This is a genomic window from Cereibacter johrii (genome assembly GCF_001720585.1).
Classification (GTDB): Bacteria; Pseudomonadota; Alphaproteobacteria; order Rhodobacterales; family Rhodobacteraceae; genus Cereibacter_A; species Cereibacter_A johrii.
The window spans coordinates 1-21,900 of sequence record NZ_MABH01000047.1; the positions used below are offsets into that span (position 1 = coordinate 1).

Here is a 21,900-nt window from a genome sequence, read left to right on the forward strand (position 1 = left end):
CCGCCGCGGGCGCGCTGCCTGCTCGCGGCCTCGACCCACGAGGGCGAGGAGGCCGCGATCCTCCGGGCCTTCGGCAGCGCCCGCGACCTCTTCGACCTTCTCGTGATCGCGCCCCGCCATCCGCAGCGCGGCCCCGAGATCCTGGCGCTGGCCCGGGCCCAGGGGGTCGAGGCCCGCCTCCGCTCGCGCGGAGAGACGCCCGACGCGCCGGTCTATGTCGCGGACACGCTGGGCGAGATGGGGCTCTGGTACGGGCTCTGCGGCGCGACCTTCATCGGCGGCACGCTCGCACCGCGCGGCGGCCATACGCCGTTCGAGCCGATGGAAGCGGGCTCGGCGCTGGTCCACGGCCCCTCGATCCACAATTTCGCCGAGGTCTTCGCGGCGCTCGACGCAGCCGGCGCGGCCCTGCCCGTGGGCTCGGCCGAGGATCTGGGCGCGGCGCTGGCCCGGCTCACGCCCGAGCGTCAGGAAGCGCTCACAGCCGCCGCCCATGCCCAGCCACGCGCCGCAGACCCCGCCCCCATCCTCACAGCACTCGACCGGCTCACCCGCCCCGCCTGACCCAAGGGGCAAGCCCCTCCCCCACCCTTTCATTCTGGCCCAAATATCCCGGGGGTGTGGGGGCAGCGCCCCCACGCGACCGCCCCAACCGGCGCCCCGCTCCCCGTCCCGCCCCCTCCGGACAGACCCACTGACGCCCCCTCCGACACGTCCGGCGGCAGCGAGCCCCTGCGGCCTGCAACCACAGGGCGCGCGCGCCCTGCTTGACCCGACGACAGCCGGCAGAAAGGGGAACTTTTACAGGTCCGGATGCATCCTCCCGCATCTTGTCAGTCTGCCGGAGTTATCGTGCCATGATCCTCCTGACACTCGGGATCTTTCTCTGGGTCGCAGGCCATCTGTTCAAGCGGGTTTTCCCCGACCTCCGCGCCCGGATGGGCGATCCGGGAAAGGGCCTCGTCACCCTCATCATCACCCTGGGCCTCGTGCTGATGATCCACGGCTACCGGACCGCCGACTATGTTCCGGTCTATGTGCCCCTTCCCGATACGGGCTATCTCAACAACCTGCTCATGCTCGTGGCGATCGTGCTCCTCGGCGCGGGCGTGCTGAAGGGCGTGATCTGGACGCGCATCCGCCATCCGCAGTTTCTCGCCACGATGATCTGGGCCACGGCCCATCTCCTGGTGAACGGCGATCTGGCGGCCATCCTGCTCTTCGGCAGCATGTGGCTCTGGGCTGCGGGGTCGATCCTGCTCATCAATGCGCAGGAAGGGGAATGGGTGCGCCCGCCGCCGGGTCCGCTCCGCCGCGATGCGATGCTGGTGGGCATCGGCCTCGCGCTCTACGGCGCCATCACCTCGACCCATATCTTCCTCAACCACAATCCCTTCATGGGCGACTACTTCTGAGGCCCCCGGTCTGCGCAGGCCCGCGCAGCGGATAGGTGGCGAGCTCCTCGTAGCGCGCCCCCTTCGGCCCCAGATGCGAGCGGTAGAGGACGAAGCGCGTGACCTCGAAGCGGCCGCCACGGAACGAGGCGCCCTCGGCCACTGCCCGTTCGAGGCGGAAGCGCTCCTCGGGGGGCGGGGGTGCGAAGCGGCCGAGGGTGACATGGGGCGAGAAACGCCGGCGCTCGGGCTCGATGCCCGCCACCCGCGCCGCGCGTTCGATCTTGGCCTGCAGGCGGGCCAGCGGTTCCGAGGGCCGGATGCCGGCCCAGACGGCGCGGGGCCGCTCGCCGCCGAACAGCCCGAGCCCCGCCACTTCCAGATCGAAGGGCGGCCGCAAGATGGCCTCGAACCCTTCGTGGGCCGCTTCCAGCACCGGCTCCGCCACCTCGCCGAGGAAGAGGAGCGTCAGATGAAAATTCTCGGGCTCGACCTTGCGCGGCAGCGGCAGCAGGAACTGCTGGACGGCCAGCGCCGAGCGCACCTCGGCGGGCAGATCGAGGGCGACGAAGGCGCGGATCATCGCCGCGCGAGGCGGGCGAGCCTCTCCCGGATCTCCGGCCGCACCGGCCCTTCCCGCGGCGCGTCGCGCAGGGTCTCGATCAAAGCGGGCGCCGGCGGCGGACGCCCGCCCCCGCCCCAGTCGAGGCCCGCCAGCACCGCCCGCGCCGCCTCCGGCAGACGGTCGGGGATCTCCTGGCCCGCGAGCGTGGCCCAGACGCCCGCCCAGCAGCGGCCGACCGACCAGGGGTTGTAGCCGCCGCCGCCCAGCACGAGAAAGCGCGGCGCCACCGGACGCAGCGCCGCCACCACCTCGAAATGGGCATTGTTCGACAGGGCCAGCCGCGACAGCGGATCCTCCTCCAGCGCATCGGCCCCGCATTGCAGCACCAGAGCCTCGGGACGGAAGGCCGCGAGCCTCGGCAGGATCAGCCCCTCGAGCACCGCCCGCATCTCGGTGTCGTTGAACCCGCGCGGCACCGGCAGGTTGAAGCAGGTGCCGCCGCCCTCCGCCTCGAGCGCGCCGGTGAAGGGCCAGCGCCCCTCCTCGTGAACCGAGATCAGGAGCGCCTCGGGATCGCCCGCGAAGGCCGCCTCCACCCCGTCGGGATGGTGGGCGTCGATATCGACATAGGCGATGCGCCTGAGCCCCATCCGGCGCAGGACCAGCATCCCCAGCACCGGGTCGTTCAGATAGCAGAAGCCGTTCGCCCGGTCGCGCATCCCGTGGTGCGTGCCCCCGCCCGGCACATGGATCGCGCCGCCGCCGCGCAGCAGCTCGGCCGCCAGCATGACCCCGCCCGCGCCGGTCGCGGGCCGGCGGAACATCTCGGGAAAGACCGGGTTCGAGAGCGTGCCGAGCCCGTGGGCCGCCAGCATCTCCGGCCCGGCCAGTCCCGCCTCGGCCGCCGCCAGCGCCGCCACATATGCCGGATCGTGCCAGAGGGTGAGCGCGGCGGGCTTGGCGCGCGGCGCAGTGCGGAAGCGCGCGGGGGGCAGCCAGCCGAGTGCGCGGCCGAGATCCGTCACGGTCGAGACACGCGGCACGCGCAGCGGATGCCTGCCGCCGTAGCTCGACCGGCGATAGATCTCGGAGCCGATGTAGAGAGGCGCGGCCGGAAAGGCCGCGGCAGCGGTCCGGTTCACCGTTCCGGCCTCACGGCAGGAGCGCCTCGATCCGGCCCACGATCTCGCGGTCGGTCGGCCGCACCGGCGAGGACCAGCTCGCCACCAGATCCCCGTCGCGGTCGATCAGCACCTTGTGGAAGTTCCAGCGGGGCTCGACCCCGTGTTCCTCTGCGAGCCAGCGGTAGAAGGGATGGGCCTCGGCGCCGGTCACCGGCGTGATGGTGGTCATGGGCAGCGTCAGGTCGAAATTGGTGGCGCAGAAGTCGCGCACCGCGCCCGCGTCGTCCAGCTCCTGCTTGAAATCGTTCGACGGCACGGCGAGGACCGTCAGCCCCGCGTCGCGGTAACGGTCCCAGAGCGCCTGGAGATCGTCATATTGCGGGGTGAAGCCGCAGAGCGAGGCCGTGTTCACCACCAGCACCGGGCCCGCCGTGCGCAGCTCGTCGAGGCGGATCTGGCCGCCGTCGATCGAGTCGAACGTGACCGGCGGTGGCCCTGCGGCGAGGGCGGGCGCGGCGAGACAGGCAAAGGCGAGCGCAAGGTGCGGACGGACGGTCATGGCATTGTCCCGGCACGAGGCGCCTCTGCCGGAGGCGCGCGGAGCGGGCCCCTCGGGCTCCGCCTGATCCTGAAGCATAGGCGGCGAACGAAATACGTCAAATGCGCGACGATTTGCCCCGTTTCATTTGCGCCTGTGCGCCCCTGCGTGCGACAGTTTCCGGATGTCGGGCGGCCGTGAACATTGATAAGGCAGCTGCCGCGCCTAAATTGGGCAAAATGAGAAATCTAAGCGAGACACCGACAAGATGAGACCGGGACCGCGGCCCGGCGGGAGAGTCATATGGGCGACGGCCGTCACATCGGGATGACAAGCATCGGATCGGGCGAGATCCGGCCGCAGTGCGGCGCCATCTGCTGGCGCCTCGAGGGGGGCGAGCTTCAGGTGCTGCTCATCACCAGCCGCGATACCGGCCGCTGGGTGATCCCGAAGGGCGGGCGCATCGAGGGGCTCGACGATGCGGGCTCGGCCGCGCAGGAAGCCTGGGAAGAGGCCGGCATCCAGGGCGAGATCGCGCCGCAGCCCCTCGGCAGCTTCACCTACCAGAAGATCGCCAAGAACGCCGCCAGCATCGCCTGCGAGGTCGTGGTGTTCCCGCTGGCGGTCGAGGGCATGTCGGACAGCTTTCCCGAGCGCGGTCAACGCAAGCGCAAATGGTTCACGCCGGACATGGCGGCGCGGAAGGTGGCCGAACCGGGGCTGCGCGAGATCCTCGTCCGGTTCGATCCCGGCCCCGGGCCCGACGACGGATTGCCGCTGGGCGACTATTGAACCTCGAAGGATCCACCTTTACCTGACAGGATGAGGAGCCGCATGGAGGCGGCTCCGCTCCGGTGCCCCGAATGATCCGCTATTCTCTCAGATGTCCCGAGGACCACGGCTTCGAAAGCTGGTTCCAGTCGTCGGACGCCTTCGACGACCTTCTGGCCGCGGGCCGGGTGGCCTGCCCCGTCTGCGGCTCCTCGTCGGTCGAGAAGGTGCTGATGGCCCCGGCCGTGCGCCCCGCGCGCAAGGCTGCCGCAGAACCGCCGCCGAAGCCTCTCTCCGCCCCCGCCTCGCAGATGGAGGAAGCCTTCCGCGCCCTGCGCCGGCAGGTCGAGGAGAATTCCGAATATGTCGGCATGAATTTCGCGACCGAAGCCCGGAAGATCCACGAGGGCGACGCGCCCGAGCGGGCGATCTATGGCGAGGCCAAGGTCGAGGAGGCGCGCCGCCTGATCGAGGACGGCGTGCCGGTGGCCCCCCTGCCCTTCCTGCCGCAGCGCAAGGTGAACTGACCGCTGCCCCTGACCCGCGCGGGATCGTCGCAAGCAGCGGCGCCTCTCTTGACCTTGGCCGGCGGGCGGGGCCTTCTGGGCGCGTTCCACCCTCACGACTGACCCGGAGGCATTCCGTGAAGATCAACGGCACCCCTTTCCGCTCGATCTGGTGCGAGGCGGGCGAGGTCCGCATCATCGACCAGCGCTGGCTGCCGCATGAGCTGCGGATCGTGCCGCTGCGCACGCGCGCGGAGTTCGCGGCCGCGATCCGGGACATGTGGGTGCGCGGCGCGCCGCTGATCGGAGCCACCGCCGCCTGGGGGATGGCGGTGCAGATGGCCGATGATCCGTCCGACGCCGCGCTGGCCGAGACATGGGAGGTGCTGCACGCGACGCGGCCCACGGCGATCAACCTCCGCTGGGCGCTGAACGAGATGCGCCGTCTGCTGGCGCCTCTGCCCCCGTCCGAGCGGGCAGCCGCGGCGGCGCGCCGTGCGGCCGAGATCTGCGACGAGGATGTGGAGATCAACCGCCGGATCGGCGCGCACGGCCTGACGCTCATCCGCGAGATCGCCGAGCGGAAGCGCGGCCGGGTCAACATCCTGACCCATTGCAATGCGGGATGGCTCGCCACCGTCGACTGGGGCACCGCCACCTCGCCGATCTATCATGCGCTCGAGGCGGGGATCGACGTCCATGTGTTCGTGGACGAGACCCGGCCGCGCAATCAGGGCGCGCTGCTGACCGCCTGGGAGATGAACTCGCACGGGGTGAGCCACGATCTGATCGTGGACAATGCCGGCGGCCATCTCATGCAGCATGGCGAGGTGGATCTCGTGATCGTCGGCACCGACCGCACCACCGCGCAGGGCGATGTCTGCAACAAGATCGGCACCTATCTGAAGGCGCTGGCGGCGAAGGCGAACGGCGTGCCCTTCTATGTGGCCCTGCCCTCGCCCACCATCGACTGGACGGTCCGGGACGGGGTGGCGGAGATCCCGATCGAAGAGCGGTCGGGCGCCGAAGTGACCCATGTGCAGGGCAAGGCGCCGGACGGATCGGTGATCTCGGTGCAGATCTCTCCCGACGGCACCGGCGCCCGCAATCCGGCCTTCGACGTGACGCCGGCTGCGCTGGTCACGGGCCTCATCACCGAGCGCGGGATCTGCGCGGCGGAGGCCGGCGCGATGGCAGCCCTGTTCCCCGAGGCTGCCCGCAGCGCGGCCTGAGCCTATCGCCGCGCGAAGCGCAGCAGCACGACGGCGGCGATGGCAAGGAGCAGGATGGCCGAGGCTTCGAGCACGATGTTCTGGGGGTCCATGTCCTTGCCCTGCAGCACGATCAGCCGCGCGAGCGCCGTGATCGCGATGAAGATCGGATAGACGAAGGGCAGGCCCTTGCCGGTGTAGAACACCGCGACCATGGCCATGACCTCGGTATAGAGGAACATCAGCAGGATGTCGCCGAGGTTCACGCTCCGCCGCTCGATGATGGACAGGACCTCGACCGAGGTGGCGGCGAGGGTCATGAGCGCCACGAGGATCAGAAGTCCCCGTTCGATCACCCCGAGCGCGGCCACCATCACCAGCTTCTCGGTCCGGCCGGCGTCCACCGACCCATCGTTTTCGTCTTCCGTCACAGGCACATCCCCCGAACTCTTCACGGGCCGAAGAGTAACAGGCCCGAAGCGGCCCGCCAACCGGTGGCGACCGGGGGCGCCAGCGAGACCCGCCCGCGGCGAGGGCGTCGCTTCGGGCGCGTCCGGCATCGCCAGCCGGGATCGCCAGCGGAGGCCCGAAAGACCCGTCTGCGGCGAGGGCGGCGCTCCGGGCGAACCCGGGGAGCGGTCAAAGCTCCCGCCTCGGGGGGCGGACGAGAGCCATCGACCCCGGTGATCGGGCGATCCGCTCCGGCATCCTGCCCGCAGGCGCAGGTTCGATGGAGGGGGCCACGCCTGTTGACGGCCAGACCCCGCCGCCAACAGGGAGCCCAGACTGTCAGGTCACTTGCGGGAAGCCCGTTTGCACGAAGCGCAGCCCCTCAAACGACCGGAGCGCAGCCTCCGGGGGAAGGCTGCGCTCCGCACTGTCCGGGCATGGGGCAGATGCCCGGGCAAACGTGCCCGGATGTGGGCCGGGCACGGTTCCGTCAGACCTCTTTCGGCCCCGAGGAGCCGGCGTTCGCGTCAGGGGCTTTCGCGGACGTGTCGGCCTCCATGATGCGCTGCGCGGTGGAGGGCTGCGGGGCGGGCGCGTGATCCCGGTGCGCCGCTGGCGCAGGCGACGCGCTCCGCGCGGGCTCCGCCTCGCGGGTCCGGGCGGCCGCGAGGTGGAGGCGGTTCGCCTGACGCTCGGCGGCCATGTAGCCAAACCAGCAGACGGCCAGCATGGCCAAGAAGACGATGATTCCGAACATGGTTGCCATCTAACCCTCCCTCTTGCGCGCTAAACGTGCCTACGGCTGCGCCGGTTCCGCTCGGCGGCACAAATTTCGCGGCGAGCCTGCCCAGCGCAGGCCCGCCGCCGCATCAGGCGAAGGTCACGACGTTGTGGACGCCCACGTCGGGGTCGCTATCGGTCACGTTCGCCTTGGCGATCTCGTAGGCGAAGCGCGCGGTCGAGCTGGTGGAGGCCCAGATCGCCGCGCTGCGCAGTTTCAGCGAGACCATCACGAGATCCGGGTCGTCCTTGCCCTCGAACCAGGCCGCGACGACCGGATTCCACATCTCGTCGAGCTTCGCGCGATCCGTCTCCTCGCCGATCGGGCCGGAAAGGCAGGCGTGGAAATCCTCGTCATGCGCGATGATGCAGAAATGCGCCGTGCTCGACGCGCCGATGGCGCGGAAGAGGTCGGTGCTGCGCTTGGTCAGGAACCAGAGCTTCGCGGCGCCCTCGTCGCAATGGTGGGACATCGGCTGCATATGCTGGCCCGAGCCCTCGACGCCGAGCATCCCGGCGCGGAGCTTGCCGAGCTGTTTCCAGAGCGCGGCCTTCGGATCGGTCTGAGCGAGTTTCGTATCGGCCATTCGGCCCTCCTGATCTGCAGTGCGTTGGCGGAGCAACCGGACCCGGCCGGGGTTGGTTCCCATCCGGACGGGCGGCCCCCGTTGCCCGCCGGGCGCTTCCGGACATGCGGAACAAATGCCGGGCGGCACCTGTTTCTGGGCGACACAGGCCGGATGCCGCGCCGCAAGCGCCTCCGGTCGCAGAAATGCGAGGAGATCAGGATGCAGACCGACAAGAACATGACCGGCTCGGGGACAGCCTCGGATCCGTCCGGCCGTCCGGGCTTCACCGACGCCGCGCGAGAAACCGCTCGCCGCGAGATGGACGACGCCCGCGAGCGTCTTCATGGGGCCGCGGGCCGTGCCCGCGAGGAGGCACACCGGGCTCGCTCCAGCGTCTCGCGCCTCGTGCTGGACGAGATGGATCGCCGCAAGGAGGATCTGTGCGACAGCATCCACGGCATCGCCCAGTCGATGCGCAAAGGGGCCGAGGAAGCGGAAAAGCGCGATGACGCGCCCGCTCCGCCGCAGATGATCCATCGCGCGATCCACACGCTCGACGACATGGCGGACCGGATGCGTCACCGGTCGGCGGAAGAGATGACCCGGTCGGTCGCACGCTTCGGCCGCGAGAACCCGGCGCTCTTCGTGGGCGGGGCCCTCTTTGCGGGGCTCGCCATCGGCCGCTTCCTCGTCTCTTCCTCGTCAAACCGTACGCGTGGGCGCGATTGGGATGAGGGAGATGCGATGCGCGACGACCGCTGGCGCGGTGCCGCCCCGGGCAGCTCCGCCCACGAGCGTGCGTCGCACGAGCCTCTCGGCGCGAAGCCGCACGATATCGGCGGCCAGAACCGCCCCTCGACGGCCGGCCAGCCGGGCGCCGCGCCCTTCAGCGCCCCGGGCGGAGCCGCGATGCCGGGCACCGAGCCGACCCAGCCCGGACGCGCCAACGAGTCCACGGCCCGCAGCTCGGGCATGGCACCCACCGCGGCCAGCGTGAAGCCCCTTGGCTCGGGCCCGACGTCGGGAGGTAAAGATGGAGGCTCCTAAGCGCGGCATCCCGGAGGATCGCTCTCTGGGCGATCTTCTGTCGGACCTCGTGCGGGACGTCACCGGGCTCGTGCGCAGCGAGAGCCGCCTGATCCGCGCGGAGGTTGCCGAGGCCGGACGCAGCATGGCCGTCGGCGCCGAGATGATCGCGGCGGGGGGGATCCTCCTCCTCGTGGCGCTTCTGGTGCTGGTGCAGGCGCTGGTCGTCCTTCTCGCCCATTGGGTCGGTCCTGCCTGGGCCGCCCTCATCGTTGGCGCCGTCCTGGCCGCGATCGGCGGACTTCTGATCGCCCGAGGCCGCAAGGACATGAGCGCCGCCAATCTGGTGCCGGAACGCACCATCGAACAGACCAGCCGCGACGTGCGGCTTGCACGGGAGCAGATCTGATGAATTCCGACAAGATCGAACGTGAAGTGGAAGAGAACCGCGCGCGGGTCGAAAGCACCCTCGACGCGCTGAAGGAGCGGATGTCCGTCAATCAGGTGGTCGACGATCTCGCGAATTTCGTGGGCGTCGAGGATGTGCGGGGCGTGATGCATTCCGCCGGCCGGCAGGTGCGCGACAATCCGGTGGCTCTGGGTCTCATCGGGGTGGGCCTGGCGTGGCTCGCCTTCGGCGGCTCCTCGAGCCGCTCGCGCAGCGGCGCGGCCCATGACCGCGACGATTACTACCGGAGCGACTACGGCTCCGCCGGCCGGTCCTACGAGCCCTACGGCGGCGGCGCCTCCTATAGCTCGGAGCGGAGCGAGGGCGTGGTCTCGCGCGTGAAACATGCGGTGAGCGACGCCGCCGAAAGCGTGAGCCGCGCGGCCCATTCCGCAACCGACAAGGTCGCCGAAACGTTCGGGGACGCCCGTCACCGCGCGGGCAGCCTGCGCGACGATGCCTATGACCGCGCCGGCCACTGGCGCGACGATCTGGGCGAGCGGTCCTCGCACCTGCGCGACCGCGCCGGCCATCTGCGGGTCCGCGCGTCTCACGGCGCGCATCAGATGCGCGACAGCATGAGCCACGGCATGGAGCAGCAGCCCCTGCTCGTGGGTGCTGCGGCCGTGGTGCTGGGTGCCGTGATCGGGGCCGCGCTTCCCCGGACGCGCACCGAGGACGAGTGGATGGGCCGCACGAGCGACGATCTCTGGGATGAGGCGAAGGCCTCGTCGTGGGAGCTGCGCGAGCGGGCGATGAAGGCCGCGCGCGAGACCTATGACGCCACCATCGCGGCGGCGCGCGACGAGGGTCTGGTGCCCGAAAAGGGCGAGACGCTGGCCTCCAAGGTGGGACGCGTCGCCGATGCGGCTGCCACCGAGGCGAAGGCGCAGGTCGAGCCCATGCTGCACGGGAAGGACGAGGACAAGTCTTCGACCGGCACCGGGTCCGCCGCTTCCTCGGCGGCCTCGGGCTCGACAGGCTCCACCGGCTCGACGGCCAAGGGGCCCGGCACGTCCGATCCCAAGGTTGCAGGCTCGGGCTTCTGAGACTGTTTTAAGATGCGGAAGGCTCCGGTCATGGACCGGAGCCTTTTTCATGTTCTGTCTCGAGGCGCCCTTTGACACGGAGGGCCGGAGGCGTCCTCGGCCGGCTTCTGCCTTGACTACAAAAGGCTCCGGTCGCGGACCGGAGCCTCTTTCCTGTTCTGACACGTCGGGCCGGATGCGTCCTCAGCTGTAGATCGGAGGCGTCTCCTCGCCCGGGTTCGGCATGTCCGGATCGCCGGGCGGGATGGGATCCGGGTCGGGCATCGGATCGGGATAGGGGTTCGGCTCGGGCATCGGGTCCGGAGCCGGCGGATCGTTCGGGCCGAGTTGCAGGTCGTTCGTCATCGCATCCTCCTCTCCTGCGGGCGCAGCGCGCGCCCCTTCCTTCCAAGAGCCGCCGGGCAGGATTGTTCCGCCTCAGAACCTGCGGCTGAGGCAGGGTGAGCCGCGCAGGCCGAAGCGCCAAGGCAGTTCTGCCGCCCGGCTGATGCCGATGCGGGGGCCGGACAGGATCTCTCCCGCCGCCACCGGCGCCCCCCGCTGCAGCGCAAAGCCCCGCGTGCCGAAGGCGGTGCCATCGTCCGCCAGGGTCAGACCCAGCGCCTGACCGATCCGGCCCGGCCCGGAACAGAGCAGCCGCGGGGCCTCGGTGCCGCGCCGCGCCGCCATGTCCGCAAGACCCTCCGTCGGTTCCAGAGCGCGGATCAGCACGGCATGGCCCGGCGCGCAGACCACGTTGAGGCAGAGGTGGATGCCGTAGGACAGGTAGATATAGGCGCAGCCCGGCGGCCCGAACATCGCCGCATTGCGCGGGCTGGGGCCGCGGAAACTGTGCGAGGCCGGATCCTCCGGCGTATAGGCCTCCGTCTCGACGATCCGTCCGCCCACGCCGCGTACCTGCAGATGCGCCCCCAGGAGATCCACCGCCACCGCGGGGGCCTCACGCGCGAAATAGGCTATCTGTCCGTCCATCTGCCCCCCTCTTTCTGCGCGGTCTGACGCCGGTGTGACATCCGCCGCCCGGAACATTCGTCACCCGCTGCCGTTCCTTCCGCAACCCCGCGCAGCCTGCGCGACCCCCCGGTGATGTTCACGAATGGAGAGACTGTCGATGAGGAAGATTGCTTTCACCGCGAGCCTCCTTGCCCTGGCCGCGGCCCCGGGCTTCGCCCAGAGCGGCGCGGACGGGATGGACCCGACCCGGCCTGTGGCCCCCGAGACCGGCACGGGCAGCATCAAGGACATCAGCCAGCAGACCTGGTCCGACGACGTGCGCGACGTGTTCTTCGAGGATCCGGCCATGACCTCGCTCCGGGCGACCGACGAGATGGAGGAGCGGTGGGCCGCGCTCGATCCGGAAGCCAAGGAGCGCGCCGTGCGGGACTGTCAGGCCTATCTGATGGACGCAGGCTCCATGGGCGGCGCCTCGTCCGGCGGGCTCGGCGGCGCGCTGACGCCCGATCCCGAAGAGGCCGAGACGACCGGCGAGGATCTCGGCGGCGCGGATACGCCGGCCCCGGTTCCCGAGGACACGACGAACGCCTCCGACGCGCCGGCCTCTCCGGGCGATGCCTCGGTCTGGACGCAGGCCTGCTCGTTCGTGACCTCCTTCAAGCCGCAGTAACGCGGCCCCACCCCTTTCGCGGCCCGGCGAGGATCGACCGGGCCGCAGCCATGGCGGGGCGCGCGCGCCCCGCACAGACTCCAGCCGTTCCCCCTGTCAAGGAGAGCCAGATGGCCGAAGACAAACCTGCCGCCCGTTCCGGCAGTTTCGAGAACCTCGTGTCGGATTACGGCGCGGGCGGCGAGTTCCACCAGCACGCCGGCGAGGGAGACGAGCGTCTGACCACGGCCCAGGGTGTCACCATCGCCGACAACCAGAACTCGCTCACGAGCGGCACGCCGGGACCGACCGCGCTGGAGGATTTCATCCTCCGCGAAAAGATTTTCCACTTCGACCATGAGCGGATCCCCGAGCGTGTGGTCCATGCTCGCGGCTTCGGGGCGCACGGCCTGTTCGAATGCACCAAGGCCATCCCCGAGATCACCCGGGCCGCCCCCTTCCAGAAGGAGGGCAAGATCACCGAGACCTTCGTGCGCTTCTCGACGGTCGCGGGCTCCAAGGGATCCATGGACCTTGCCCGCGACGTGCGCGGCTTTGCGGTGAAATTCTATACCGACGAAGGCAACTGGGATCTCGTCGGCAACAACATTCCGGTCTTCTTCATCCAGGATGCCATCAAGTTCCCGGACCTCATCCATTCCGTCAAGCCGGAGCCCGACCGGGGTTTCCCGCAGGCCCAGTCGGCTCACGACAATTTCTGGGACTTCATCTCGCTCACGCCCGAATCGATGCACATGGTCATGTGGCAGATGTCGGACCGCGCCATTCCCCGCAGCTTCCGCTTCATGGAAGGCTTCGGCGTCCACACCTTCCGCTTCGTCAATGCCGAGGGTCAGTCGAGCTTCGTCAAGTTCCACTGGAAGCCCAAGCTCGGCCTGCAGTCGGTGCTGTGGGACGAGGCGCTGAAGATCAACGGCGCCGACCCCGACCGGCACCGCCGCGACCTCTGGGAGGCGATCACCGCCGGCGATTTCCCCGAGTGGGAGCTGGGCCTGCAGATCTTCGACGAGGAGTTCGCGAACCGCTTCGACTTCGATGTGCTGGATCCCACCAAGATCATCCCGGAAGAGCTCGTGCCCCTGACCATCGTGGGCACCCTGACGCTGGACCGCGTCGTGGACAACTTTTTCGCCGAGACCGAGCAGGTCGCCTTCTGCACCCAGAACGTGGTGCCCGGCATCGACTTCACCGACGATCCGCTGCTGCAGGGCCGGAACTTCTCCTACCTCGACACGCAGCTCAAGCGGCTGGGCAGCCCCAACTTCACCAAGCTGCCGATCAACGCGCCGCGGGGGTGCCCCGTCCACAACTTCCAGCAGGACGGGCACATGCAGACCTCGAACCGCAAGGGTCGGGTGAATTACGAGCCGAACGGCTGGGGCAAGGGCCCGCGGGCCCATCCGCTCGAAGGCTATGTCAGCTATGCCGTGCGCAACGAGGGCGAGAAGCGGAGGCTGCGGCCCGAGAGTTTCGCCGACCATTACAGCCAGGCGCGGCAGTTCTTCCTGAGCCAGACGCCGGTCGAGCAGGGCCACATCCGCGATGCGCTGGTCTTCGAGCTTTCGAAGTGCCATGAGGTCGAGATCCGAGCCCGGATCGTCGCGCACCTCCTGAACATCGATGGCGCTCTGGCGCAGGCGGTGGCGGACGGGCTGGGCCTGACCGAGATGCCCGAGCCCGCCCCGGCGGCCCGGCCGACACGCACCGACCTGCCCCCGTCGGACGCGCTCAGCATGCTGAAGAACCCGCCGCCGAGCTTTGCGGGCCGCACCGTCGGAGTTCTGGCGGGCAATGGCGTCGAGGCCGAACTGCTGACCGAGCTGCGCTCGATCCTGCAGGCCGAGGGGGCGATGATGAAGCTCGTGGCCCCGCAGGTCGGCGGCGTCACCGACAGCGCGGGCACGCTGCATCCGGCGGATGAGAAGCTGGGCGGCGGGCCGTCGGTGATCTTCGATGCGGTGGCGGTGCTGCCCGGCACGGATGCGGCGATGCTGGCCGCCAACCCGGCCGCGCAGGACTTCCTCACGGACGCCCACGCGCATTGCAAGTTCATCGCCCACCGCGGGGCAGAGCCGCTCATCGAGGCCTGCGCGCTCGGGGCCAAGATGGACGAGGGCTGGGTCGAGATCGGCTCGAGCAGCGACATCGACGGTTTCGTGGCGACCTGCCGCGGGATGCGCCACTGGCCGCGCGAGGCGACGCTGGGCGGGAACCCTCCCCTCGCCCGGACGTTTTCCCCGTGACAGCCCTTCGGGCATGAAGAGAGAGGACCCACAATGGCTTATGCGAAAACCGGGGCCCATGAGCGGCAGAGCCGCAGCTCGGCCCTGATGCTCACCTCGGCAGTGGTTCTGGGCGCCTTCGGGGCCCTCGCGGTGCGCCATCTGATGAACGGCCGCCGCACCGCGGACTTTCCGCAGGTGCGGCCGGCCGGGCGCGATGCGATGCGCGATCCGCCCCGCGACTGGGACCGGCTGGACGAGACGCTGGACGAGTCCTTCCCGGCAAGCGATCCGCCCGCGACCTATTGAGCGGCTCCCGGACGACCTGCGCAGCACCGGAAGCTGGCCCCCGTCCCGGGGCCAGCTTCTGAGATTCTGGCCGGCCTCTCGGGGCAGCCGGAGACGCGAGGAATAGAAACATGACGACACACGAGGGCCGTGACAGGACGGAGGAGCCTCGCATGGCCGCAGGCCCGCAGGACATTCCGCGGGATCCGCGGCTCGATGCCTCGATGGCGTTGATGAGCGAGGGCTACCGCTTCGTCTCGAACCTGTGCGACCGGATGGACAGCGACGTGGTGACGACCCGCCTGCGTCTGCGCGAGGTCATCTGCCTGCGCGGCGGCGCGGCCGCGCGGCTGCTCTATGGCGCCGAGGGTCTCACGCGCGTGGGGGCGATGCCCTCGACCGTGCTGCATCTCCTGCAGGACAAGGGCTCGGTGCAGCAGCTCGAGGGGCCGGCCCACCGGCACCGGAAGGCGCTGTTCCTCTCGATCTGCATGGATCCCGCCCGCGTCGAGGCGCTGGTCGCCGAGGTCCGCCGGGCATGGCGCGAGCGGCTGCCCGCGTGGGAAGCGGAAGGACAGATCGTCCTTCAGCAGGAGGTGGCGCGCCTCCTGACCCGGGCGGCCTGCCGCTGGGCCGGGGTGGCGCACCAGCCCGAGACGCAGCTCGCCCGCGAGATTTTCGACATGATCGACAAGGCGGGCAGCATCGGCCCGCGCAACTGGCTGGCGCAGATGCGCCGCGCCGGCACCGAGAAGCGTCTGCGCAATCTTGTGGAGCAGGTGCGGGCCGGCGAAGTGGTTCCGGAGGCCGCGACCGCCCTCCATGCGATTGCCTTCCACCGCGAGGAGGATGGCGCGCTTCTGGATCCTTCCGTTGCAGCGGTGGAGCTTCTGAACCTGCTCCGCCCCATCGTGGCGGTGGGGCGCTACATCACCTTCGCGGCGCTGGCGCTGCATCGCGAGACGACATGGCGCGAGCTCTTCCGGTCGGGCAATCTGGAACTCGCGGGCGACTTTGCCGAGGAGGTCCGCCGCGCATCGCCCTTCTTCCCCTTCACCGCGGCCGTCACCACCCGGCCCGTTACCTGGGAGGGCCACGAATTCCCGGAGGGTCAATGGCTTCTGCTCGATCTCTACGGAACGACGCACGATCCGCGGCACTTCCCCGAACCCACCCGCTTCCGCGCCGAGCGGATGCTGAGCTGGACGGGACAGGACGATGCCTTCATCCCCCAGGGGGCGGGTGACGTCGCCCGCACCCACCGCTGTCCGGGAGAGATGATCACCGTCGAGCTGATGAAGGAGGCCATCCGCCTCCTCTGCTGCGAGATGGAGTACGAGGTTCCCGCGCAGGATCTGGGCGTGCGGCTGAACCGGATGCCGGCGCAGCCCCGCAGCGGCATGATCCTTTCGGCGATCCGCCGACGCTCGGGAACAGAGGCTTCCGGCGACTGTTGAGTCGGAAACTGAAAGGAGACTCCCATGCTCAAATTCATCGGCGGCACCGTCGGCCTCATCTTTCTCGTGGGCCTGCTCGTCATCATCGGCATTCTCGCCCTGATCTTCTGAACGACGCAGCGACCACCCACATGTGACTGCGGCGGCCGGATGGGCCGCCGCTTGACGAAAGCGGCAGGCGCCGCAGGGCGGCCCCGATCAGCCCCAGTCCAGCACCACCTTGCCCGAGGCGCCGCTGCGCATGGCGGCGAAGCCCTGCGCAAAGTCCGCCACCGGAAAGCGGTGGGTGATGACGCGCCGGATGTCGAGGCCGTTCTCCAGCATCGCGATCATCTTGTACCAGGTCTCGAAGATCTCGCGGCCGTAGACGCCCTTGATGGTCAAGGCCTTGAAGACGATCCGGCTCCAGTCGACGGGGCTGCGGCCGGGCGGGATCCCGAGCATCGCGATGCGACCGCCCATCACCATCGCTTCGACCATCTGATCGAAACCCGCGGGCGCGCCCGACATCTCCATCCCTACGTCGAAGCCCTGGACGATCTTCAGACGCCCCATCACGGCGCGCAGATCCTCGGTGGCCACATTGACCGGCACCACATCGGCCACCTCGGTTGCCAGCCGCAGCCGGTCGGCATTGACGTCCGTGATGACGACATGGCGCGCGCCCACATGTCTGGCGACGGCGGCGGCCATGATCCCGATGGGGCCTGCGCCGGTGACGAGCACATCCTCTCCCACCAGATCGAAGCTGAGCGCCGTGTGAACGGCATTGCCCAAGGGATCGAGGATCGCCCCCACCTCGTCGTCGATGGCATCGGGCAGCGGCACCACGTTGAAGGCGGGAAGGCGCAGATAGTCGGCGAAGGCGCCCGGCACATTGACGCCGATGCCGCGGGTCTCGGGATCGAGATGGAAGCGCCCCGCCCGCACCTGCCGCGAATGATGGCCGATCAGATGGCCCTCGCCCGAGCAGCGCTGGCCCGGGCTGAGGTCGCGCACGTCGCGGCCCACCTCGACGATCTCGCCCGCGAACTCATGCCCGGTGACGAGCGGCACCGGCACCGTCTTCGCGGCCCAGTCGTCCCAGTTCCAGATATGGACATCGGTGCCGCAGATCCCCGTCTTCCGGACCCGGATGAGCACCTCGTCGGGGCCGATCTCGGGCAGGGGCCGCTCTTCCATCCAGAGGCCCGGTTCCGCCTTGGCCTTCACCAGCGCCCGCATCAGATCGCCCCCACCGCCTTGCCCGCCTCGCGGAACGCCGCGAGGGCCAGATCGAGATCGTCTCGCGTCAGCGCCGCATTCATCTGGGTGCGGATGCGCGCCTGCCCGCGCGGGACCACCGGGAAGAAGAAGCCCGAGACATAGACCCCGCGGTCATAGAGCGCCGCCGCCATCTCCTGCGCGAGCCGCGCCTCGCCGAGCATCACCGGCACGATCGGATGCGCGCCGGGCAGCAGGCGGAAGCCCGCCTCCGTCAGGCCCGCGCGCCAGTAGGCGGTATTCTCGAAGAGCGCGGCGCGCAGATCGTCGGCGGCCTCGACCAGATCGAGCGCGGCGAGACCGGCCGCCACCACCGCCGGCGGCAGCGCGTTCGAGAAGAGATAGGGCCGCGCCCTCTGCCGCAGGAGGTCGATCACCGGCTGAGGGCCCGCCACATAGCCGCCGAGCGCGCCGCCCAGAGCCTTGCCGAGCGTGCCGGTCAGGATATCCACCGTCACGCCGTGATGGGCGGGCGTCCCCTGCCCCTTCGGCCCCATGAAGCCCGTCGCGTGGCAATCGTCCACCATCACCAGCGCGCCGAACTCCTCGGCCAGCGCCACGATCTCGGGCAGCCGCGCGAGATAGCCGTCCATCGAGAAGACGCCGTCGGTCGCGATCAGGATATGGCGCGCGCCCTCCGCCCGCGCCTGCGCAAGTTGCCGGCGCAGATCCTCCATGTCGGAATTGGCGTAGCGGTAGCGGCGCGCCTTGCAGAGGCGGATGCCGTCGATGATGCTCGCATGGTTGAGCGCATCCGAGACCACCGCATCCTCGGGGCCGAGGAGCGGCTCGAAGAGGCCGCCGTTGGCATCGAAGCAGGCCGCAAAGAGAATCGCATCCTCCATCCCGAGGAAGCGGGCGAGCCGGCCTTCGAGTTCGCGGTGGATGTCCTGCGTGCCGCAGATGAAGCGCACCGAGGCCATGCCGTAGCCGTGCTCTTCCATCCCGCGGCGGGCGGCCTCGATCAGCGCCGGATGGTTGGCGAGACCCAGATAATTGTTCGCGCAGAGGTTCAGGAGGTCGCGGTCCCCCACCCTCACATGCGTGCCTTGCGCCGAGAGGATGGGGCGTTCGCGCTTCGTGAGACCTTCGGCCTCGATCCCCTCCAGCAGCTCGCGCATCCCCGCGAGAAAGGCGTCCCGTCCGCTCATCGCCCTCTCCCTCCCTGTGGGCCGATCCTACGACACCCGGCGGCTCACGTCCCGCAGAAGGTGCGGTAGCTGTCGTCGAACCCCTCCGGGGCCGGCACGGCGAACAGCTCACGGTCGGCCCGCTCGGAGAAGGGGTCAGCCAGCACCTCGAGCAGCCGGTCGAAGGGCGCGAGATCGCCTGCATGGGCGGCCGCCAGCGCCTCCTCGACCCGGTGGTTCCGGGCGATGTAGATCGGGTTTGTCGCCCGCATCCGCTCGGCCGCGTCGGGCGCCAGCCGGGCGCGCCAGCGCGGCAGCCATGCCTCGAGCGCGGCCGCATCGCGGAACAGCGGACGGAGCGTGCCCGCATCGGTCACCGCATCCGCGAGACGGCGGAAGGTCAGCGTCCAGTCGGCGCGCTGGCCGCGCATGGCCTCCAGCAGATCCTCGGCAAGCTGCGCGTCGCCCTCTTCGGCACCGGCCAGCCCGAGCTTCGCGCGCATCCCCGCCATCCAGTGGCCCTGATAGCGCGCGCCCACCGTCTCGAGCACGGAATTGGCCTTGTCGGCCGCCCGCACCGCATCGGCATCCAGAAGCGGCAGGAGCGCCTCGCCCAGCCGAGCGAGGTTCCAGGCGAGGATGAAGGGCTGGTTGCCATAGGCATAGCGCCCCTGCAGGTCGATCGAGGAGAAGACCGTGCCCGGATCGTAGCCTTCCATGAAGGCGCAGGGGCCGTAGTCGATGGTCTCGCCCGAGATCGTCATGTTGTCGGTGTTCATCACGCCATGGATGAAGCCCACCAGCATCCAGCGCGCCACGAGCTGCGCCTGCGCCTCGGCCACCGCTTCATAGAAGGCGAGATAGGGCTCGGGCGCGGAGGCGAGCTCGGGATAATGCCGTGCGATCGCATAGTCGGCCAGCCGCCGCACCCGGTCGATGTCGCTGCGCGCGGCGAAGAACTGGAAGGTGCCGACGCGGATGTGGCTGGCCGCGACGCGGGTCAGGATCGCGCCCGGCCGCTCACCCTCCTGCCGCAGGAGCGGCTCGCCGGTGGTGACGGCCGCCAGCGCGCGGGTGGTGGGGATACCGAGCCCGTGCATCGCCTCGCCCACCAGATATTCGCGCAGCACCGGCCCGAGGGCCGCCTTGCCGTCCGCGCCGCGCGAGAAGGGCGTGCGCCCCGAGCCCTTGAGCTGGAGGTCGCGCCTGCGGCCCGCGCGGTCGGTGATCTCGCCGATGAGCAGCGCCCGCCCGTCGCCGAGCTGGGGAGAGAAGCCGCCGAACTGATGGCCCGCATAGACCTGCGCCAGCGGGTGCGCCCCCTCGGGCAGACACCTCCCCGAGAAGATCTCCGCCCCTTCGCGCTCGAGAAGGTCGGGATCCAGCCCCAGCTCCTCGGCCAGCGGTCGGTTCAGCCGCAGAAGCCGCGGCGCGGGAACCGGCGCCGCGGGCCAGTCCACATAGAAGCCCTCGAGGTCGCGGGCATAGCTGTTGTCGAAGCGAAAGGTCATAAGGGTCCTGCTCGGGGTCTCTTTCACATATGCGCCCCCGGGGCGCCCGGAACAAGCGGGGGGACGGGAAAGAGGCAGGACCGCGCGTCAGGCGCCTGTGCGGGGGACCAGCCGGATCACCTGAGCGCCGGGCCGGTTCGAGCGGAAGACCGGCAGCTCGTCCACCAGCCGCTTCTGGATGTCGGCCACGGCGCATTCCCGCCGCAGGATCTCGGGCAGGCAGCTGCCGCAGAGCCCGATCAGGCCGCCCACCACCGCCGCGGCCAGCTGTTCCTGCCGCTGCGAGAGGAGGCCGTCGAGCACGCCGCCCTTGCCCACGGCGAACATGGCCGCCAGCGCCAGGAAGCTGCCCGAGAGGATGAAGACCGCGCGGCGATAGGCGAGGGTCCGTTCGACGAGCCGCCGGGTGAAGCGATGGCGGCGCACCGGGTCGATCCGCTCCCATCCCGCACTGGGCATGGGCGTGCCCGCCCGCAGCACCAGCACCGAGGCCACGACGGGCAGCACGGCGATCAGCGGCAGCATCAGCTCATCCAGCGCGCGCGCAGGCACCAGCACGCCGAAGAGCGATGCCAGCCCCGCGATCGTGCCGAAATGAAGCAGCCCAGTCATCCGTGATCCCTCTGTCGGTGGAATGTGGAACCTGCCTCCGCAGAGGGCCCGAGTCAAATGACGGCGATGTGTCCCGGCGCGATCTCGCCGCAGGGCAGCAGACAGATGGGCGGCAAGAGGCCATGCGGGCGGCGGCCGGCTGCGGATTGCCTGATTTTCCGCCACTTTGCGCCCCGCGGATCCCTGGGACGGCCGCCACCGCAAGGCGCTTCGGCCCTCGCGGCGGCGCGGGTCATGCCCCGTCGATGGCGTCCGGCCTCCGCTCGATGAGGCCCAGCCCCGCGCCTGCGAGCACACTTTGCGCGCCGCGGATCCCAGGGATGGCCGCTACCGCAAGGCGCCTCGGCCCTCGCGGCGGCTCGGGTCAGGCCCCGTCGATGGCGTCCGGCCTCTGCTCGATGAGGCCCAGCCCCGCGCCTGCGAGCACACTTTGCGCGCCGCGGATCCCAGGGATGGCCGCTACCGCAAGGCGCCTCGGCCCTCGCGGCGGCTCGGGTCAGGCCCCGTCGATGGCGTCCGGCCTCTGCTCGATGAGGCCCAGCCCCGCGCCTGCGAGCACGACGAGGCCTGCAAACATCAGCGGCGCATCGAGACGCCCGGTGAGGTCGGCCGTCCAGCCGAGGACGACCGGGCCCGCGAACTGCCCCAGCGCGAAGGCGATGGTGAAGGCGCGGATCGCGCGGCCCCGGTCGAAGGCCTGCGGCAGGGCGCTGGCGAAGGCGCTGGTGGCCGCCACCGTGCTGAAGAAGGTGCTGCCGAACAGGAAGGCCGAGAGCCAGAGGCCGAGCGCGCCCGGCATCAGGAACGGCAGCACCGAGCCCACCGCATTGGCGGCCACGAGGAGCGCGAAGCTGCGCTCGGGGCTCGCGCCGCCGATCAGCCGCCGCCAGATCCAGGGCGCGGCCACCGCCGCAAGACCCAGAGCGCACCAGAAGAGCATCGCCTGCCGCCAGCCGCCCGCGCTCTCGGCGAGGTGGCCGTAAATGAAGGTCATGTAGCCGATGGAGCCCAGGCCGAAGAGGAGATAGCCGGCGAGGATCCTCCAGAAACGCAGCGGCGTGGGACCGCGACTGCTCGCCTGCCGCACGGACGCGCCGAGCCCGTCCCTGAGCGGCAGGAGCGCCAGCGCCGCGCAGAGGGCGGAGAGGCCCGCGAGGATCAGCCAGCCCTGCGGCCAGTGGGGGGCGCCCGCGATCCCGAGGAGCGGCGCCACCGCGAGCGCCGAGAGGATCATCCCGAGCCCGGTGCCTGCGTAGAACGTGCCGAGCACGAGCCCGCCCGACCCCGCCCGCAGGCTGAGGCCCACGGCGAGCAGGCCGCCGCAGACGAAGACGACCCCGCCCGAGCCGCCCGCCAGCAGGC

Annotated in this window: 26 protein-coding genes; 13 read left to right on the forward strand and 13 right to left on the reverse strand. The window is 70.2% G+C overall.

All coding sequences use genetic code 11. The annotated features are described in order from the left end of the window. On the forward strand, positions 1 to 564 hold a 564-nt coding region (locus tag A9O63_RS02915; protein ID WP_412841969.1), incomplete at its 5' end, for a 3-deoxy-D-manno-octulosonic acid transferase. A gap of 293 nt (positions 565 to 857) precedes the next feature. Continuing rightward, positions 858 to 1,415 carry an NnrU family protein gene (locus A9O63_RS02920; RefSeq protein ID WP_069330582.1) on the forward strand — a complete coding sequence of 186 codons (558 nt, stop codon included), beginning with the start codon at positions 858 to 860 and terminating at the stop codon, positions 1,413 to 1,415. On the opposite strand, the gene thpR is transcribed toward A9O63_RS02920, so the two are convergent. From thpR to A9O63_RS02935, 3 genes are read right to left on the reverse strand one after another with little or no spacing between them, the layout of a single operon-like run. After that, a complete protein-coding gene (gene thpR / locus A9O63_RS02925) occupies positions 1,396 to 1,977 on the reverse strand; it encodes an RNA 2',3'-cyclic phosphodiesterase (protein WP_069330583.1) in 582 nt (193 codons plus the stop codon). The genes A9O63_RS02920 and thpR overlap by 20 nt on opposite strands. Beyond that, positions 1,974 to 3,101 (reverse strand): acetoin utilization protein AcuC, encoded by a 1,128-nt coding sequence (locus tag A9O63_RS02930; RefSeq protein WP_069330584.1) that lies wholly within the window; start codon positions 3,099 to 3,101, stop codon positions 1,974 to 1,976. The genes thpR and A9O63_RS02930 overlap by 4 nt, the downstream gene beginning before the upstream one ends. A gap of 10 nt (positions 3,102 to 3,111) precedes the next feature. Then, positions 3,112 to 3,642, reverse strand: a complete 531-nt coding sequence (locus A9O63_RS02935; protein WP_069330585.1) for a glutathione peroxidase — start codon at positions 3,640 to 3,642, stop codon at positions 3,112 to 3,114. A 282-nt stretch (positions 3,643 to 3,924) separates the two neighbouring features. Between A9O63_RS02935 and A9O63_RS02940 the strand changes: the two genes are divergently transcribed. From A9O63_RS02940 to mtnA, 3 genes are all read left to right on the forward strand, one after another. After that, positions 3,925 to 4,413 (forward strand): NUDIX hydrolase, encoded by a 489-nt coding sequence (locus A9O63_RS02940; protein WP_069330586.1) that lies wholly within the window; start codon positions 3,925 to 3,927, stop codon positions 4,411 to 4,413. A 71-nt stretch (positions 4,414 to 4,484) separates the two neighbouring features. After that, complete coding sequence (locus A9O63_RS02945; RefSeq protein WP_069330587.1) at positions 4,485 to 4,919, forward strand: DUF1178 family protein; 435 nt, start codon at positions 4,485 to 4,487, stop codon at positions 4,917 to 4,919. A 116-nt stretch (positions 4,920 to 5,035) separates the two neighbouring features. Next, a complete protein-coding gene (gene mtnA / locus A9O63_RS02950; protein ID WP_069330588.1) occupies positions 5,036 to 6,130 on the forward strand; it encodes an S-methyl-5-thioribose-1-phosphate isomerase in 1,095 nt (364 codons plus the stop codon). A gap of 2 nt (positions 6,131 to 6,132) precedes the next feature. On the opposite strand, the gene A9O63_RS02955 is transcribed toward mtnA, so the two are convergent. The 3 genes from A9O63_RS02955 to A9O63_RS02965 form a co-directional block, all read right to left on the reverse strand. Continuing rightward, positions 6,133 to 6,546: a phosphate-starvation-inducible protein PsiE gene (locus tag A9O63_RS02955; protein WP_069330589.1), complete on the reverse strand. Its 414-nt coding sequence runs from the start codon at positions 6,544 to 6,546 to the stop codon at positions 6,133 to 6,135. A 503-nt stretch (positions 6,547 to 7,049) separates the two neighbouring features. Then, positions 7,050 to 7,325 (reverse strand): hypothetical protein, encoded by a 276-nt coding sequence (locus A9O63_RS23040; protein WP_069330590.1) that lies wholly within the window; start codon positions 7,323 to 7,325, stop codon positions 7,050 to 7,052. Between the two features lie 103 nt (positions 7,326 to 7,428). Continuing rightward, positions 7,429 to 7,926, reverse strand: coding sequence for a pyridoxamine 5'-phosphate oxidase family protein (locus A9O63_RS02965; protein WP_069330591.1), 498 nt, complete (start codon positions 7,924 to 7,926; stop codon positions 7,429 to 7,431). Between the two features lie 201 nt (positions 7,927 to 8,127). On the opposite strand from A9O63_RS02965, the gene A9O63_RS02970 reads away from it, so the two are divergent. From A9O63_RS02970 to A9O63_RS02980, 3 genes are read left to right on the forward strand one after another with little or no spacing between them, the layout of a single operon-like run. Continuing rightward, a complete protein-coding gene (locus A9O63_RS02970; RefSeq protein ID WP_069330604.1) occupies positions 8,128 to 8,955 on the forward strand; it encodes a hypothetical protein in 828 nt (275 codons plus the stop codon). After that, positions 8,942 to 9,343: a phage holin family protein gene (locus A9O63_RS02975; protein ID WP_069330592.1), complete on the forward strand. Its 402-nt coding sequence runs from the start codon at positions 8,942 to 8,944 to the stop codon at positions 9,341 to 9,343. The genes A9O63_RS02970 and A9O63_RS02975 overlap by 14 nt, the downstream gene beginning before the upstream one ends. Further along, the gene (locus A9O63_RS02980; RefSeq protein WP_069330593.1) at positions 9,343 to 10,431 is read left to right on the forward strand and encodes a DUF3618 domain-containing protein; all 1,089 of its coding nucleotides are present in this window, start codon (positions 9,343 to 9,345) and stop codon (positions 10,429 to 10,431) included. The genes A9O63_RS02975 and A9O63_RS02980 overlap by 1 nt, the downstream gene beginning before the upstream one ends. 183 nt (positions 10,432 to 10,614) lie before the next feature. Here A9O63_RS02980 and A9O63_RS21745 read toward each other — a convergent pair whose 3' ends face one another. After that, positions 10,615 to 10,776 carry a hypothetical protein gene (locus A9O63_RS21745; protein ID WP_002719534.1) on the reverse strand — a complete coding sequence of 54 codons (162 nt, stop codon included), beginning with the start codon at positions 10,774 to 10,776 and terminating at the stop codon, positions 10,615 to 10,617. Between the two features lie 72 nt (positions 10,777 to 10,848). Continuing rightward, complete coding sequence (locus tag A9O63_RS02985; protein ID WP_069330594.1) at positions 10,849 to 11,403, reverse strand: DNA-3-methyladenine glycosylase; 555 nt, start codon at positions 11,401 to 11,403, stop codon at positions 10,849 to 10,851. Positions 11,404 to 11,542: 139 nt separating this feature from the next. On the opposite strand from A9O63_RS02985, the gene A9O63_RS02990 reads away from it, so the two are divergent. From A9O63_RS02990 to A9O63_RS23760, 5 genes are all read left to right on the forward strand, one after another. Then, positions 11,543 to 12,055, forward strand: a complete 513-nt coding sequence (locus A9O63_RS02990) for a hypothetical protein (protein ID WP_084295547.1) — start codon at positions 11,543 to 11,545, stop codon at positions 12,053 to 12,055. A gap of 110 nt (positions 12,056 to 12,165) precedes the next feature. Next, entirely contained in the window at positions 12,166 to 14,298 is a 2,133-nt protein-coding gene (locus tag A9O63_RS02995; protein ID WP_069330596.1) for a catalase, read from the forward strand. A 33-nt stretch (positions 14,299 to 14,331) separates the two neighbouring features. Continuing rightward, complete coding sequence (locus A9O63_RS03000; protein ID WP_069330597.1) at positions 14,332 to 14,586, forward strand: hypothetical protein; 255 nt, start codon at positions 14,332 to 14,334, stop codon at positions 14,584 to 14,586. A gap of 110 nt (positions 14,587 to 14,696) precedes the next feature. Then, positions 14,697 to 16,022 (forward strand): cytochrome P450, encoded by a 1,326-nt coding sequence (locus tag A9O63_RS03005; protein WP_069330598.1) that lies wholly within the window; start codon positions 14,697 to 14,699, stop codon positions 16,020 to 16,022. A 24-nt stretch (positions 16,023 to 16,046) separates the two neighbouring features. Next, entirely contained in the window at positions 16,047 to 16,133 is an 87-nt protein-coding gene (locus A9O63_RS23760; protein ID WP_108223063.1) for a small membrane protein YohP, read from the forward strand. Positions 16,134 to 16,220: 87 nt separating this feature from the next. Here A9O63_RS23760 and tdh read toward each other — a convergent pair whose 3' ends face one another. The 5 genes from tdh to A9O63_RS03030 form a co-directional block, all read right to left on the reverse strand. Further along, positions 16,221 to 17,246 carry an L-threonine 3-dehydrogenase gene (gene tdh / locus A9O63_RS03010; RefSeq protein ID WP_069330599.1) on the reverse strand — a complete coding sequence of 342 codons (1,026 nt, stop codon included), beginning with the start codon at positions 17,244 to 17,246 and terminating at the stop codon, positions 16,221 to 16,223. Then, positions 17,246 to 18,436: a glycine C-acetyltransferase gene (locus tag A9O63_RS03015; protein WP_069330600.1), complete on the reverse strand. Its 1,191-nt coding sequence runs from the start codon at positions 18,434 to 18,436 to the stop codon at positions 17,246 to 17,248. The genes tdh and A9O63_RS03015 overlap by 1 nt, the downstream gene beginning before the upstream one ends. A gap of 44 nt (positions 18,437 to 18,480) precedes the next feature. Next, positions 18,481 to 19,926 (reverse strand): protein adenylyltransferase SelO, encoded by a 1,446-nt coding sequence (locus A9O63_RS03020; protein WP_069330601.1) that lies wholly within the window; start codon positions 19,924 to 19,926, stop codon positions 18,481 to 18,483. 87 nt (positions 19,927 to 20,013) lie between these two features. After that, positions 20,014 to 20,538, reverse strand: coding sequence for a hypothetical protein (locus A9O63_RS03025; RefSeq protein WP_069330602.1), 525 nt, complete (start codon positions 20,536 to 20,538; stop codon positions 20,014 to 20,016). 496 nt (positions 20,539 to 21,034) lie between these two features. Continuing rightward, positions 21,035 to 21,900, reverse strand: an 866-nt coding sequence (locus A9O63_RS03030) for a YbfB/YjiJ family MFS transporter (RefSeq protein ID WP_069330603.1), incomplete at its 5' end; no start/stop codon positions are given.